Source organism: Duganella fentianensis (assembly GCF_964031615.1).
GTDB lineage: Bacteria > Pseudomonadota > Gammaproteobacteria > Burkholderiales > Burkholderiaceae_D > Rugamonas > Rugamonas fentianensis_A.
The window spans coordinates 238,220-253,430 of sequence record NZ_CAXIQN010000008.1 but is presented as its reverse complement, the minus strand read 5'-3'; the positions used below and the strand labels follow the sequence as shown (position 1 = coordinate 253,430).

13 protein-coding genes are annotated in these 15,211 nt (G+C 60.7%); 10 read left to right on the top strand and 3 right to left on the bottom strand.

Features of this window, described 5'->3' with window-relative positions; translation table 11 throughout:
* Positions 1-49: 49 nt before the first annotated feature.
* Positions 50-1,339 (bottom strand): diaminopimelate decarboxylase, encoded by a 1,290-nt coding sequence (lysA, locus tag ABNT42_RS05675; protein ID WP_348695166.1) that lies wholly within the window; start codon positions 1,337-1,339, stop codon positions 50-52.
* Between the two features lie 5 nt (positions 1,340-1,344).
* A complete protein-coding gene (locus ABNT42_RS05670) occupies positions 1,345-1,488 on the bottom strand; it encodes a lipoprotein (RefSeq protein ID WP_348695164.1) in 144 nt (47 codons plus the stop codon).
* 81 nt (positions 1,489-1,569) lie between these two features.
* Here ABNT42_RS05670 and cyaY point away from each other — a divergent pair, with 81 nt between their 5' ends.
* Entirely contained in the window at positions 1,570-1,911 is a 342-nt protein-coding gene (gene cyaY / locus ABNT42_RS05665) for an iron donor protein CyaY (RefSeq protein ID WP_348695161.1), read from the top strand.
* Here the strand turns inward: cyaY and ABNT42_RS05660 are convergent.
* Positions 1,903-4,251, bottom strand: a complete 2,349-nt coding sequence (locus tag ABNT42_RS05660; RefSeq protein WP_348695158.1) for a penicillin-binding protein 1A — start codon at positions 4,249-4,251, stop codon at positions 1,903-1,905. The genes cyaY and ABNT42_RS05660 overlap by 9 nt on opposite strands.
* Before the next feature lie 330 nt (positions 4,252-4,581).
* Here ABNT42_RS05660 and ABNT42_RS05655 point away from each other — a divergent pair, with 330 nt between their 5' ends.
* Genes ABNT42_RS05655 through ABNT42_RS05615 form a run of 9 tightly spaced genes read left to right on the top strand, consistent with a single transcriptional unit; the run spans position 4,582 to position 15,209 of the window.
* On the top strand, positions 4,582-5,658 hold the full coding sequence (locus tag ABNT42_RS05655; protein WP_348695155.1) for a pilus assembly protein PilM: 1,077 nt from the start codon (positions 4,582-4,584) through the stop codon (positions 5,656-5,658).
* A complete protein-coding gene (locus tag ABNT42_RS05650) occupies positions 5,658-6,281 on the top strand; it encodes a PilN domain-containing protein (protein ID WP_348695153.1) in 624 nt (207 codons plus the stop codon). The genes ABNT42_RS05655 and ABNT42_RS05650 overlap by 1 nt, the downstream gene beginning before the upstream one ends.
* Before the next feature lie 5 nt (positions 6,282-6,286).
* The gene (gene pilO, locus ABNT42_RS05645) at positions 6,287-6,964 is read left to right on the top strand and encodes a type 4a pilus biogenesis protein PilO (RefSeq protein WP_348695150.1); all 678 of its coding nucleotides are present in this window, start codon (positions 6,287-6,289) and stop codon (positions 6,962-6,964) included.
* Complete coding sequence (locus ABNT42_RS05640; RefSeq protein ID WP_348695147.1) at positions 6,961-7,536, top strand: pilus assembly protein PilP; 576 nt, start codon at positions 6,961-6,963, stop codon at positions 7,534-7,536. The genes pilO and ABNT42_RS05640 overlap by 4 nt, the downstream gene beginning before the upstream one ends.
* Positions 7,533-9,773, top strand: a complete 2,241-nt coding sequence (pilQ, locus tag ABNT42_RS05635) for a type IV pilus secretin PilQ (protein WP_348695144.1) — start codon at positions 7,533-7,535, stop codon at positions 9,771-9,773. Before ABNT42_RS05640 ends, pilQ begins: the two co-directional genes overlap by 4 nt.
* A 36-nt stretch (positions 9,774-9,809) precedes the next feature.
* A complete protein-coding gene (locus ABNT42_RS05630) occupies positions 9,810-11,987 on the top strand; it encodes an Ig-like domain-containing protein (RefSeq protein WP_348695142.1) in 2,178 nt (725 codons plus the stop codon).
* A gap of 12 nt (positions 11,988-11,999) precedes the next feature.
* Positions 12,000-13,643 (top strand): bifunctional shikimate kinase/3-dehydroquinate synthase AroKB, encoded by a 1,644-nt coding sequence (gene aroKB / locus ABNT42_RS05625; RefSeq protein WP_348695140.1) that lies wholly within the window; start codon positions 12,000-12,002, stop codon positions 13,641-13,643.
* Positions 13,644-13,656: 13 nt separating this feature from the next.
* Positions 13,657-14,793 (top strand): deoxyguanosinetriphosphate triphosphohydrolase, encoded by a 1,137-nt coding sequence (locus ABNT42_RS05620; RefSeq protein WP_348695137.1) that lies wholly within the window; start codon positions 13,657-13,659, stop codon positions 14,791-14,793.
* A gap of 59 nt (positions 14,794-14,852) precedes the next feature.
* Positions 14,853-15,209: a hypothetical protein gene (locus ABNT42_RS05615; RefSeq protein WP_348695134.1), complete on the top strand. Its 357-nt coding sequence runs from the start codon at positions 14,853-14,855 to the stop codon at positions 15,207-15,209.
* Positions 15,210-15,211: the final 2 nt, after the last annotated feature.

The window sequence follows — 15,211 nt, the reverse complement described above, 5'->3', positions numbered from 1 at the left end:
ACCTTGCCCGACCTGACCCCTGCACCTTGCCCGACCTGACCCCGAGGGGTTATTTTAGGCGCGATTCGAGGGCGTATAGGTCGGCCGGATTTTCGCGTTTGCGCACTTCGTGGCTGGCGCTGCCGTCGACGATGACTTCGGCCGCGCGGCCACGCGTGTTGTAGTTGGAGGACATGGTCATGCCGTAGGCGCCGGCGCAGTGCATCACCAGCAGATCGCCTGCCTGCACGGCCAGCGCACGGTCGCGTGCCAGCCAGTCGCCCGATTCGCAGATCGGACCTACCACGTCATACGTTTGCGCCTCGCTCTGGCCCTGCACGACAGGCTGCATATCCATCCACGCCTGATACAAGGTAGGGCGCGACATGTCGTTCATGGCGGCATCGACGATGCAGAAGTTCTTTTCTTCGCCGTGCTTGAGGTATTCGACGCGGGTCAGCAGTACGCCCGTGTCGCCCACGATGGAGCGGCCCGGTTCGAAAATCACTTTGATCGGTACACCGGCGTGGCGCTCGGCGCGCCAGGCGTCGATACGGGCGAACAGACGGCCCAGATAGTCGCCAACTGGCACAGGGTCGGCTTCACCCGCTTCACCGTACTGGATGCCGATGCCGCCGCCGATGTCGAGGTGGTGCAGGGTGATGCCTTCGCTGTGCAGCTGGTCGATCAGTTCGATCAGGCGGTCTAGCGCTTCCAGCAGCGGCGCGTCGTCCAGCAGCTGCGAGCCGATGTGGCAGTCGATGCCGGTCACTTCCAGATGCGGCAGCTTGGCAGCGGTGCGGTAGGTTTCCAGCGCATCGTCGAAGGCCACGCCGAATTTGTTGGCTTTCAGGCCAGTGGCGATGTATGGGTGGGTCTTGGCATCCACGTTAGGGTTGACGCGCAGCGAGATGCGCGCGGTCTTGCCCATGGCGCCCGCCACTTCGTTCAGGCGGTGCAGTTCGGGGATGGATTCTACGTTGAAGCACAGGATGTCGTGCGTCAGTGCCAGCTGCATCTCCGCCACACTCTTGCCTACGCCCGAGAAAATCACTTTGCGCGGATCGCCGCCGGCGGCCAGTACGCGCAGCAGTTCGCCGCCCGAAACGATGTCGAAACCGGCGCCCTGACGGGCCAGCAGGTCGAGGATGGCCAGATTCGAGTTGGCCTTCATGGCGTAGCACACCAGCGCATCGCGGCCGGCGCAGGCATCGGCGTAGGAGGCGAAATTGGCCAGCAGGGCTGCCTTGGAATACACGTAGGTCGGAGTGCCGAACTGCTCGGCCACGGCGGCTAGCGAGACGCCTTCAGCGTGCAGCACGCCATTAACATAGGAAAAATGCGACGAATTTTGCGACATAAGCTTTACTGTTGAGGGGCGGTAGGGGGAGTCGGTGCCGCTGCCGCATCACCGCTCTTGGCTGGTTTGGCGGGCGGAATCTTGGGCAGATACAGCGGGCCGGGTTGGCCGCACGCGCTCAGCAAGACGGTCAGGCACAGGGTAGCCATGCCAATAACAAAACGGAAACTGGACTTCACGATAGAATCACGCTTGAAGGTTAGATTAATTGCTTAAACATGGAGTGTAGCATGGGCGAATCAGAATTCCTGGCGCAGGCCGACGCAACCTTGAGCCGGATTGCACTGGCCCTCGATGAACTGAACGACGAAGGCATGATCGATGTCGAGTGCAGCCGTAGCGGCAATGTGCTGGAAATCGAGTTTATCGACAATGGTTCCAAGATCATCGTCAACAGTCAGGCCGCCATGCAGGAAATGTGGGTCGCTTCCCGTTCCGGCGGTTACCACTACCGTATGCGCGACGGCAAATGGCGCAACACCCGCGACGACAGCGAGCTATTCAGCGCGCTGTCCGAAATGGTCAGCGCGCAGGGTGGTGCGCCTGTGTGTCTGGAAGGCTGCTCAGAATAATTCGTTTTTCACTGCGTCCCTGGCCTTTTCATCGGCCGGGTTGACGCGGCTGCCACCATCGATATTCGGCACGCCCGTGCCGGGCGGGTTCTCCGCATAATAGTACTCGTCACCGATCAGCATCACGCCTTCCGGAACGGCACGTTCCTCGATCGGGATATTCTTCAGCGCCTTCTGCATATAGCTGATCCAGATCGGCAGGGCCAGACCACCCCCCGTTTCGCGATTCCCCAGATTCTTGGGCTGGTCGTAGCCGATCCACGCCACCCCCACCAGATGCGGCTGATAGCCGGCAAACCACGCGTCGATGGAATCATTGGTGGTGCCCGTCTTGCCCGACAGGTCAGGGCGTTTCAGCACCAGCGCCTTGGTAGCCGTACCGAAGCGCACCACGTCTTTCAGCATGCTGTCCATCAAGAAGGCGTTACGCTCGTCGATCACGCGGTTGGCTTCGTCACCGGCCTTGTCGGGACGTGCCTGCGACAGCACTTTGCCGTTGGCATCCGTCACGCGCGAAATCAGATACGGGTTGACCTTGTAGCCGCCGTTGGCAAACACCGCGTAGGCGCCGGCCATCTGTAGCGGCGTAACGTTGCCTGCACCCAGAGCCAGCGTCAGGTAGGGCGGGTTCTTGTCGGCGTCGAAGCCGAATCGGGTACTGTATTCCTGACCGTATTTGGCGCCGATGCGGTGCAGGATGCGGATCGAGATCATGTTCTTGGACTTGGTTAAGCCCTTACGCATGGTCATCGGCCCTTCGTACTTGCCGTCGTAGTTCTTCGGCTCCCATGCCTGTCCACCCGTCTGGCCCGCATCGAACGAGATCGGCGAGTCGTTGATCATGGTGGCGGGCGATAGTCCCCGTTCCAGCGAGGCGGAATAGATAAACGGCTTGAACGAGGAGCCGGGCTGGCGCCATGCCTGCGTGACGTGATTGAATTTGCTGCGGTTGTAATCGAAGCCGCCCACCATGGCCTTGATGGCGCCGTCGTGCGTGTCGGCCGCGACGAAGGCCGATTCGATTTCCGGCATCTGTGTGACCAGCCAGTCTTTCCCTTCCTGCATCACGCGGATCACGGCGCCACGGCGGATACGCTTGTTCGGCGCAGCTTTATCGGACAGCCACGAGCGGCCCATGTCCAGCCCTGCGCCCGTAATCTTGATTTCTTCGCCGGTGGCGGTGACGGCAACAATCTGCTGCGGCGTGGCGCTCAGCACCATGGCAGCGATGATGTCGTCGCTATCAGGGTGGTCGGCCAGCTCCGTTTCGATGGCGTCGTCGGCTTCTTCCTTGTTCTGCGGGATATCGATGTAGGCTTCCGGACCACGGTAGGCGTGGCGCTTCTCGTAGTCCATCACGCCTTTGCGTAGCGCCAGATAGGCGGCATCCTGATCGGCCTTGGTAATCGTGGTGAACACGTTCAGGCCGCGCGTGTAGGTGTCTTCCTTGAACTGCTCGTAGACCAGCTGGCGCGCCATCTCGGCCACATACTCGGCGTGCACGCCGAACTCGCTGCTGTCGGTTTTGACCTTCAGCTGTTCGGCCTTGGCCGCTTCGAACTGCTTGTCGGTGATGTAGCCCAGATCATGCATGCGCTGCAGGATGTACTGCTGGCGCGTGCGTGCGCGTTTCGGATTGACCACCGGATTGTAGGCCGACGGTGCTTTCGGCAGGCCGGCCAGCATGGCTGCTTCCGCGACGGTCAGTTCCTTGAGCGATTTACCGAAATAGATCTGCGCGGCCGAGGAGAAGCCGTAGGCACGCTGGCCCAGATAGATCTGGTTCATATACACCTCGAGAATCTGGTCCTTGCTCAGATTCTTTTCGATCTTCCATGCCAGCAGTACTTCATAGGCTTTGCGCTTCAGCGTCTGTTCGCTCGACAGGAAGAAGTTACGCGCTACCTGCTGGGTGATGGTGGACGCGCCCTGCTTGGCACCGCCCGTGGCATTGTGCACGGCGGCGCGCAGGATGCCTGTGTAGTCGACCCCGCCGTGTTCGTAGAAGCGGTCATCCTCGATGGCCAGCACGGCCTTCTTCATTACGTCGGGAATCTCGCGGATGTGCACGAGGTTGCGGCGTTCTTCGCCAAACTCGCCGATCAGCACATTATCGGCCGAGAAGATCCGCAGCGGCATCTTGGGCCGGTAGTCGGTCAGCGTGTCGAGTTCGGGCAGGTTGGGGTAGGCCATGGCCAGCCCGAACACCACCAGCAATATCCCGCCCAGACCCAATCCGGCGATGGCAAAAGCCGCCTGCATCAGGAAACGTGTTGCAGGTTTACCCTGTTTGGCCGAATTTGTTGCGTCCGGAGGCGAAGAATTTGAAGAAGTACTCATGCAGTGCAATCTCTGGGTGACGTGTGCGGGCCATTATAAGCGAGCGCCAATGCTGGCGGCACTTCGCGCCCCATTGCTAAAAATATTGCCAGTGAGCAATAAAACAACTGAATTGTTTTTGCTTCTACAGAGTCGCTGAAAAATGTGGCATTAGGGGTACAAATATGCAATTGTGCGCAGAAGAAATACCTTTACACTTAAATTGGCAGGAATTAATGTACGGTCTTACCTTCCCCTTCTAAACACTGGTTTTCAAACGAGTTCCTTTATGCAAACACAACATTTGTTGGGTCGGCGCCAGCCTCGTGCGAAGTCCGGGGAGGTGGCCTCATGATCGATTTTAAGAGCCTGCTGGGTCAGGGCAACCCGCCGCTGGCCGGCGTGGATATCAGCACCTCCAGTATCCGCATGGTGGAACTGGGGCAGGCCGGTAAAGATGGCTACCGGCTGGAGCGCTATGCCAGCGAAGCGCTGCCGCGTGGCGCTGTGGTCGATGGCAATATCGAGAATCTGGAGCAGGTGGTGGACGCCTTGCGCCGGCTGTGGAAAAAGAGCGGCACGCGCGCCCGTCTGGTGGCGCTGGGTATGCCCTCGGCGGCCGTGATTACCAAGAAGATCGTGCTGCCAGCAGGACTGGAAGAAGACCAGCTGGAAGTACAGGTGGAATCGGAAGCGAGCCAGTACATTCCGTTTGCGCTCGATGAAGTGAGTCTGGATTTCGATGTGATCGGTCCGGCCGCCAGTGGTCCGGAAGATATCGAAGTGATGCTGGCCGCAGCGCGGCGCGAAAAAGTCGAAGACCGCGTGGCGATCGCCGAAGCTTCCGGCCTCAAACCTACCGTGATGGATATCGAATCGTATGCGGCGCGCGCAGCGCTGGACCGCATTACGGCGCAACTGCCGAACGGCGGTGCCGGCCAGATCGTGGCGCTGTTCCAGATCGGCGCGCAGGTCACCCAGATTTCCGTGCTGCTCGATGGCGTTACCGTGTACGAGCGCGAACAGCCTTTCGGCGGTCATCTGCTGACGCAGGAAATCGTGCGCAACTACGGTCTGTCGTTCGATGAAGCCGAAGCACGCAAGCGCTCCGGTGATCTGCCCGATGGCTACCACGTCGATGTGCTGATGCCTTTCCTTGAAAGCGCGGCCATGGAAGTGACGCGCGCCATCCAGTTCTTCTACACCTCCACGCCCTACACCCGCATCGACCAGCTGTATCTGGCCGGTGGCTGTGCCGTGCTGCCGGGATTGCTGGAACTGGTGACCAGCCGCACGCGGGTGGCATGCAGCGTGATCTCGCCGTTTCAGGGCATGCAATTCGGCTCTGCTGTGCGCGAGTCGCAGTTGCGCAGCGAAGCGCCGGCCTATCTGGTGGCGTGCGGGCTGGCCTTGCGGAGGTTCGGCTGATGATACGCATAAATCTGCTGCCGCACCGCGAGGAGAAACGCAAGCAAAAGAAGTCGGCCTTCTTCGCGCTGCTGACGCTGGGCGGCATACTCGGTGTGGGTGTGGTGCTGCTGGTGGGCGGCTATAACGCGCGCAGTATCTCGATCCAGAATACGCGCAATCAGGTGATCAAGCAGGCCATCTCCGGCCTGGATAAACAGATCGCCGAGATTGCTACGCTCAAGCAGGAAATCGAAGCGCTGAAAGCGCGCCAGCAGGCGGTGGAGGATCTGCAGGGCGACCGCAACCAGCCCGTGTATCTGCTCGATGAACTGGTGCGCCAGACGCCGGCCGGCGTGTACCTGAAAAGCTTCAAGCAGGAAGGCCAGAAAGTGGCGGTGACGGGCTATGCCCAGTCGCAGGAACGGGTGTCGGAACTGCTGCGCAATCTGGCCGGTGTATCGCCATGGCTGGAACGGCCTGACCTGATCGAAGTGAAATCGACGGGACTGGGACAGGGTAAGACGACCCGCAAGGTGGTGGAGTTCAATCTGCTGGTGTATATCAAGCGCCCGCGTGATCAGGATGCGCCGGCTGGCGGTAAAGCTAAAACGTCCAGCGGCGCCAAGGCAGGGGAGCGCTGATCGCCATGGTTAATCTGAATATCAATCTGAACGATCTGGGCGCGCAACTGGCGGGCCAGTTCCGCAATCTGAGTGGCCGTCATCCGGGCCTGTGGCCGCTGGCCCCCCGTCTGATGTGCAGCGTGGGGGTGATGGCGGCGGTGGTCGGTCTGGGCTACTTCTTCTACTGGAGCGGCCAGTTCGAGGAACAGGATGCCGGCGCCGCGCTGGAGCTCAAGCTGCGCGACGAATACCGCTTCAAGACGGCGCAGGCCGTCAATCTGGAGGCGCTGCGCGCGCAAAAAGTACAGGTCGACCAGTATGTGGACCGGTTGCAGAAACAGCTGCCTAGCAAAGCGGAAATGGCGGCGCTGCTGACCGACATTAATCAGGCCGGTGCTGGCCGCGGCCTGCAGTTCGAGCTGTTCAAGCCGGCGCAGGTGGTGGTGCGCGATTACTACGCCGAGCTGCCTATCGATATCCGCGTTAGCGGCAGCTATCACGACATCGGCGCTTTCGCCGGCGACATGGCCAATCTGCCCCGTATCGTTACGCTCAACAATATGAGCCTGAGCACGGGCAAGGATGGCACGTTGACGCTGGAAGCCGTGGCCAAGACCTTCCGCTATCTGGACCCTGAAGAAGTACAGGCCCAGCGCAAGGCGGCTGCTGACAAGAAAAAGAAAGCGGCGAAAAAACCATGAGCACGCTGATCTCACTCTACTACCCACACTCGCGCTACGTCAGCTTGCTGGCGTTGCTGGCACTGGGTGCCGTGCTGTCCGGTTGCAGCAATAGTGACGAACAGGAAGTGCGCGCGTGGATGAAGCAGGTCGATGCGCAGGCGCGGGTAGCGGTACCGCCGCTGGCCGAGCCTAAGAACTTCATTCCGTTCGCCTATGCGCAGAGCGGAGTGGTCGATCCGTTCAATCCCAACAAGCTGCTGGACGAACTGGCACGCAGCAACGCGCGCGAAGGCAAGGGACTCAAGCCGGATCTGGAGCGGCGCAAGGAGTACCTCGAAGGCTTCCCGCTCGATACCATGAAGATGGTGGGCACGATACAGCAGCGCGGCGTGTATCACGCCATCCTGCAGATTGACCGTTCGGTACATCACGTGGTGGTGGGCCAGCATCTGGGCCAGAACTTCGGGCTGGTGACCGGCATCAACGACAGCACCGTGGTAATCAGGGAAATTGTGCAGGATGCAGCTGGCGACTGGGTCGAGCGGATTTCGAAGCTGGAACTGCAGGAAAGTAAGGAGACGAGCAAATGATGGCGCATACCAAGTCAGGGCCAGCGCTGGCCCGCACCGGCTGGGCGGCCATATTCGCCAGTGTCGCAATGCTGCTGGCCGCTGCGCCGCTGCAGGCACAGAACAGCGCCATCGCCGAGCCGGCTGCCGCAGCAACTACAGCAACTACAGCAACTACAGCAACTACAGCAACGGCTAGCAATGCGATCGAATCGATCACGGCCAACCGGCAGGGCGCCAATGTGATTGTGCGCATAGGCTTGAAGCAGGCGCCTGACAAGCTGCCTATCGGCTTTTCCATTACCAATCCGCCGCGCATCGCGCTGGACTTCGGTGCCACTTCCAACGCCACCGGCGGCAGCGCACAGGAAATCGGCGTGGGCGATCTGCGCAGTGTGAATGTGGTGCAGGCAGGCGAACGTTCGCGTCTCGTGTTCAATCTGAAGCGCAGCCTGAATTACGCCACCGCCATCGATGGCAAGGCGGTGATACTGACCATTGACGGTAGCGGCGGCATCAGCGCGCCGGTGGATGCTGCCGGTCTGCCGGTGGCTGCAGCCAAGCCAGCCCCCGCCAGCCGCCCCATGCTGCGCGATATCGATTTCCGTCGCGGCAGCAATGGCGAAGGCCGTGTGATTATCGATCTGCCTAACAATCAGGTGGCGGCCGATGTGCGCCAGACACCGACCGGTGTGGTGGTGGATTTCCTCAAGACGGGCGTGCCGGAAAATCTGCGCCGCCGTCTCGACGTGGGTGATTTCGGTACGCCGGTAGCGCAGGTCACCACGCTGGCGCAGGGCGAGAACACCCGCCTGACCATCGAAGCACGGGGCCTGTGGGAGCAGACCGTGTACCAGAGCGATACCCAGCTGGTGATCGATGTGAAGCCGATCAAGGAAGACCCGAACAAGCTCACCCAAGGTACCCAGGGTTATCGCGGCGAGAAGCTGTCGTTCAATTTCCAGAACGTGGAAGTACGCGCTGCGCTGCAGGCAATTGCCGATATCTCCGGCCTGAACATCATCACCAGCGACAGCGTGGCCGGCAATCTGACCCTGCGTCTGAAGGAAGTGCCGTGGGATCAGGCGCTCGATGTGGTGCTGCAGGCTAAAGGGCTGGATATGCGCAAGAACGGCTCCGTGCTGTGGATCGCACCCAAGGAAGAACTGCTGACCAAGGAAAAACTGGAACTGGAACAGCGCGCCCAGATCGCCGATCTGGAACCGCTGAAGTCGGAAATTTTCCAGCTCAATTACCAGAAGGCCGACGCGTTCAAGACCGTGTTCGGGCTTGATGGCGGTGCCGATAGCAAGAACCGCGTGCTGTCCAAACGGGGTAGCGCCATTATCGAGCCGCGTACCAATCAGCTGTTCGTGACCGATATTCCGTCCAAGCTGGAAGACATCCGCAAGCTGATCGCCAAGACGGACGTGGCCTCCAAGCAGGTGCTGATCGAAGCACGCATCGTCGAAGCCAGTGACACCTTTACGCGCAATCTGGGCGCCAAGCTGGGCTTCGCTGATCTGCGCACGCTGCGTGGCGGCGATACGGGCTACCAGATCGGCAACGGCAATACCCGCGTGGCGATCGGCGGCAATATGACGGGCATAGGCGAGGTGACGGGGCAGGCCAAGGTGACCGACGCCAGCTACACCAATACCCAGTTCGTCAATCTGCCGGCTTCGGCCATCAATGGTTCGGCTGCCGGCACGCTGGCCGTCAGCCTGTTCTCGTCGGCCGCCAACCGCTTCCTCAATCTGGAGTTGTCGGCACTGGAAGCCGATGGTACGGGCAAGATCATTTCCAGCCCCCGCGTGATCACGGCCGACAAGGCGATAGCGCTGATCGAGCAGGGCATCGAGCTGCCGTATCAGGTGGCCACCAGCAGTGGCGCAACCTCGATCCAGTTCCGCAAGGCCAATCTGCGGCTGGAAGTGACGCCGCAGATTACGCCAGACGGCAATGTGGTGATCGATGTGGATGTGAACAAGGACAGCGTGGGGCAGGAAACCCGCGCCGGTTTCGCGATCGATACCAAGCACGTCAAGACGCAGGTGATGGTGGATAACGGCGGCACAGTGGTGCTGGGCGGGATCTACCAGCAGACCGAGCGCAATACCACCAATAAAGTGCCGTTACTGGGCGATGTGCCGTTGCTGGGCAATCTGTTCCGCAGCAATGGCCGCACCAACGACAAGACCGAACTGCTGGTGTTCATTACACCGAAGATCGTGGCGGACAAGCTGATCTCGCGCTAACGCTGTATTCATCCTCAACCAAATGGGAAGTGCATCATGAATAAATTCCGCGAATGGCTGGCGCTGCTGGTCTGCGCCACTATGCTGTCGGCATGCGGCGGCGGTGGCGGTTCGCCCGGCACCAATAGCAACGGCGTCGCGCCGTCCAAGGCTGCCACGGTGCAGCTGCAGGCCAGTGCCAGCACGCTGGCCTCGTCCGGCCTCGATGGTACGGAAGTGACGCTGACGGTGATTGTCAAGGATGCGGGCGGCAATGCGCTGCCGAATGAGACGGTGAATTTTAACGCTAGCTCGGGTACCATCAGCAATACCAACCGCGTGACCAATAGCTCCGGTCAGGTGACGGAAAAACTCAGCACCAAGGGCGATACCAGCCTGCGCAAGATCACCATTACAGCCAGTGTCGGCTCCGTCAAGTCGACCGAAATTACGGTGGAGGTGATTAATGCCGTTCCTACTCTGAGCCTGACCACGGATTCCGGTACGCTGGCTTCGGCCGGTACGGCCGGTAATGAAGTCAACGTGGTAGCGCTGGTACGCGATGCCAACAACACCGTGATGTCGGGCGTGACGGTCAGCCTGAGCGCAGATTCCGGCAGCCTGTCGCTGACCAGCCGTACCACCAACGCACAAGGCGTGGTGACGGAAAAACTGGGCACGGGTGGCGATCCGACTTCGCGCGCGATCCGCATTACCGCCAGTGTGCCCGGTGCGGTACCCGTCAGTACCATCGTCAATGTGGCAGGCAACCGCCTGACCCTGAATGCCCAGCCCACCATCAATGTGGGCGCGACGGCAGACATCACCCTGAAGCTGGTGGATTCGGCCGGCAATGCGCTGAGCGGCAAGGCCGTGCAATTCTCTTCCAACGCCAATAGTCTGGCCGTCAAGGGCGGCGGCGCAGCGGTGACCAATTCGGCCGGCCAGCTGGTGCTCAGTTATACCGCCAGCGGTGGTTCGGCGGATGTGATTACGGTGAAGGCCGGTGGCGAATCGGCGTCGGCCAGCATCGTCATCAACGCTTCCAGCTTCTCCATCAAGGTGCTGGACGGTGTGGGCAATGTGCAGACTGCGGCTGCCATCGGTGGTTGCCAGCAGGTCGCCGTGACGGGTGGCCCGTCCGGTGCCGTGACTATCAGCAGTTCGCGTGGCACGGTGTACAGCGATGCCGCCTGCAGCGTAGTGCTGAACGGCCCTGTGGCGCTGGTGGGCGGCGCAGCCAATGCCTACCTGAACGCCAGCGGCCCTGGTGTGGCCACGCTGACGGCGACGGCGAGCGGCCAGACTACCCAGACCAGTCTGGAATTCGTTGCGCCGCTGACCAATATCGCCACCATCACCGTGCAGGCCGATCCGGCCGTGATCGGCGCCAATGTGGCCGGTAGCACGGCCCAGCAGGCCAGTCTGCGCGCGGTGGTGCGCGATGGTACGGCACAGAACAATGTGGTGAAGAATGCCAGTGTGGCCTTCTCCATTCTGACCGACCCTAGCGGCGGCACCCTGACCCAGCCTGCGCTGGTGCAGACGGGCGCCGACGGTTCGGCCACGGTGAGCTTTGTGGCGGGCAGCAATCCGTCGCCTTTGAATGGCGTGCAGATACAGGCACGTATCATCGGCGGTTCCGGCGCCAGCGCCGTGGCCAGCCTGACGGTGGCGCAGAAATCGCTGTTCATCAGTGCCGGTACGGGCAATCTGGTGCAGACCCCGGGCAGTGCTTCCTACCAGCTCGACTATCTGGTGCTGGTAACGGACGCGGCCGGCAATGCTGTGCCGGGCGTGAAACTGACGGCTTCCGTACTGCCGACCACTTATTACAAGGGCATGCTGGGCTATGCCTTGCCGCAGGGCCCGTGGACACCCGTGCAGCACGTGGGCTGCGCCAACGAGGACAGCAACCGCAACGGCATACTCGACATCGGCGAGGATCTGAACGGCAATGGCCTGCTCGATCCGGGCATCCCTGTCACCGTCAGCACCAATGTCACCACTGATGCCAAAGGGCAAGCTATTGTGTCGCTGGTCTATCCGCGCGACCGCGCCAACTGGCTGGATGTGAACCTGACTGTGCGTGGTCAGGTGAACGGGAGTGAATCGAATTACACGGGTCTGGTACACTTACCGGGTTTGGCAGCGGATTTCGCGCTGCAGACAGTCACACCGCCGGGGCTGACCAGCCCTTACGGGACATCAACTTCGTGTAGTAACCCGAATTAACTCGGACTGTTCATGCCTAATGTGTTTCTAGTCGGCCTGATGGGGGCAGGAAAAACCACCATCGGCCGCATCCTGGCGCGTAAGCTGGGGCTGCGTTTTATCGATTCCGACCATGAAATCGAAGCCCGTACGGGCGCCACTATCCCGTGGATCTTCGAAATCGAAGGGGAAGCCAGCTTTCGCCGCCGCGAGGCGGAAGTCATCCGGGAACTCACCGGCCAGCAGGACATCGTGCTGGCCACGGGCGGCGGCGCCATTCTGAATCCGGAAAGCCGCGCCTATCTGCAGGAGCGGGGCACGGTGATCTACCTGCGTGCCAGCGTCAACAGCATTCTGCAGCGCACCGCACACGATAAGAACCGTCCGCTGCTGCAAACGGCCGATCCGCGCAAAAAGCTCGAAGAGCTGATGGCCGTGCGCGATCCGCTGTACACGGAAGTCGCCCACATGGTTATCGATACGGGGCGTCCTAACGTACAATCTATGGTATCCACTATTCTGAACCAGCTGGAAACGCGCGCCTGCGAGGCCGCGCCCAACTGTGTGACTCAAGCCCAGCCTTCCATGAACGAAGAATCCACCATCCTGTTAAATGTCGATCTGGGTGAGCGTAGCTACCCGATCTCCATCGGTCCTGCGCTGCTGCAGGATCAGTCCCTGCTGGCGCGTCATGTGCACGGCAATAAAGTCGCCATCGTCACCAACACCACCATCGCGCCGCTGTATCTGGAGCGGGTGGAAGCGGGCCTGCGCGCGGCCGGCAAGCAGATCATCAGCATCGTGCTGCCGGATGGCGAAGAGTTCAAGAACTGGGAAAGTCTGATGAAGATTTTCGACGCGCTGCTGGCCAACAAGGCCGACCGCAAGACCACGCTGGTGGCGCTGGGCGGCGGCGTGATCGGCGATCTGTGCGGCTATGCTGCGGCCAGCTACATGCGCGGCGTGGACTTCATCCAGGTGCCGACCACGCTGCTGTCGCAGGTGGATTCCTCGGTAGGCGGCAAGACGGGCATCAACCACCCGCTGGGCAAGAACATGATCGGTGCGTTCTACCAGCCGCGTGCCGTGCTGGCCGATACCACCACGCTGGAAACCCTGCCGGAGCGCGAACTGGCAGCCGGTCTGGCCGAAGTGATCAAATACGGCGCCGTGATCGACCTGCCGTTCTTCGAGTGGATCGAAGCGAATATCGCCAAGCTGGTGGCGCGAGACAAGGGCGCGCTGGCCTATGCCATCGCCCGCTCGTGCGAAATCAAGGCTGACGTGGTGCGGCAGGATGAACGCGAAGGCGGCCTGCGCGCAATTCTGAATTTCGGCCATACCTTCGGCCACGCCATCGAGGCAGGCATGGGCTATGGTCAATGGCTGCACGGTGAAGCTGTCGGTTGCGGCATGGTGATGGCGGCCGATCTGTCGCAGCGCATGGGCTTTGTCGATGCTGCAACGGTGGAGCGCGTACGCGCGCTGGTGGCGGCGGCTGGTTTGCCCGTGAAAGCGCCCGATCTGGGCACGGCACGCTGGCTGGAACTGATGGAAGTCGACAAGAAGAACGAGGGCGGCGCCATCAAGTTCATTCTGATGAAACCGCTGGGCGCACCGTGCATCACTAACGCACCACAGGAACTGCTGCTGCAAACGCTGGCAGCGAGCATTTAAAAGGCCCTTAGCCATGCTGCCCGACGACTTCCTCGCCCCTTATGCCGCCCACGCATCGGGCGGCGTGGGGCGTCGCTTTGCCGAAACGCCGCACGCCTCGCGCAGCGAATTCCAGCGCGACCGTGACCGCATCATTCACTCGTCGGCATTCCGCCGGCTCGAGTACAAGACGCAGGTGTTCCTCAACCACGAGGGCGATCTGTTCCGCACGCGGCTGACCCATAGTCTGGAAGTGGCGCAGATCGGCCGTTCGCTGGCGCGCAATCTGCGCCTGAACGAAGATCTGGTGGAAGCGATCTCGCTGGCGCACGATCTGGGGCACACGCCGTTCGGCCATGTGGGGCAGGATGTGCTGAACGAATGCATGCAGGAGCATGGCGGCTTCGAGCACAATCTGCAGAGTCTGCGCGTGGTGGACGAACTGGAAGAACACTACGGTGCCTACGATGGCCTGAACCTGATGTTCGAAACCCGCGAGGGCATCCTTAAGCACTGCTCGCTCAACAATGCTCGTCTGCTGGGCCCCGTGGCGCAGCGCTTTATCGACCGCACCCAGCCTTCGCTGGAAGCTCAGCTGACTAATCTGGCCGATGAAATCGCCTACAACAGCCATGATATCGACGATGGTCTGCGTTCCGGCCTGATCACCATAGCCCAGCTGGAACAGGTGGATTTCTTTGCGCGCCTGTGGCGCGATGTGCAGCAGCATTTCCCCGGTCTGTCGGGCCGCCGCGCCATTTACGAAACCTTGCGCCGCCTGATCACGGCGCTGGCCGACGATCTGATCGTCACGTCTAGCCGCCTGCTGGCCGATGCTGCGCCCAAGAGCATAGACGAGGTGCGTGCCGCGCCGCCGTTGATCCGCTTCTCTGACCCGATGCGCAAAGATGCGACGGAACTCAAGCGTTTCCTGCGCGAGAATCTGTATCGCCATTACAAGGTGAACCGCATGCGCGTGAAAGCCAGCCGCATTGTGCGCGAACTGTATGGCGCGTTCATGACCGATCCGGTGCTGCTGCCGCCTGACTATCAGGATAAATCAGGCGATGTCAGCAAACAGGCGCGCAAGATCGCCGACTATATTGCCGGCATGACGGACCGCTACGCTATCCGCGAACACCGCCGCCTGTTCTCGCTCGAAGAACTGTAATTTGAGTTTTCTCAATCGTGCTGCCTTGTTCATCCCACCAACCAAGGGGATGATGAGGCATGGACGAGCAAATTTCAAAACTCGATAAGCGCCTTACTTCGGTTGAAAACGAGGTCGAGACTCTGCGCGCAGTGCGACAGGAAATTCGGCTATGCATAGCCAGCAAAGAAGATTTTTTGCGTCTCGAAAATCACATCGCATTGCTACACGAGCAGGCCGCGACTAAGCAGGATGTGCAGCGTCTGGAACTCAATCTAACTGAGCGGCAGGCGACACTTGAGAAAAATGTCGCCAATGATATGGGCGAATTGCGTTTGCAGATCACCCGCCTCGAATTAAGAATATTGCGTTGGTTGATAGGCACTGTTATCAGTGTCTCTGGCATCATCGTGGCGGTGGTCAAGTTCTGGGTTTGATC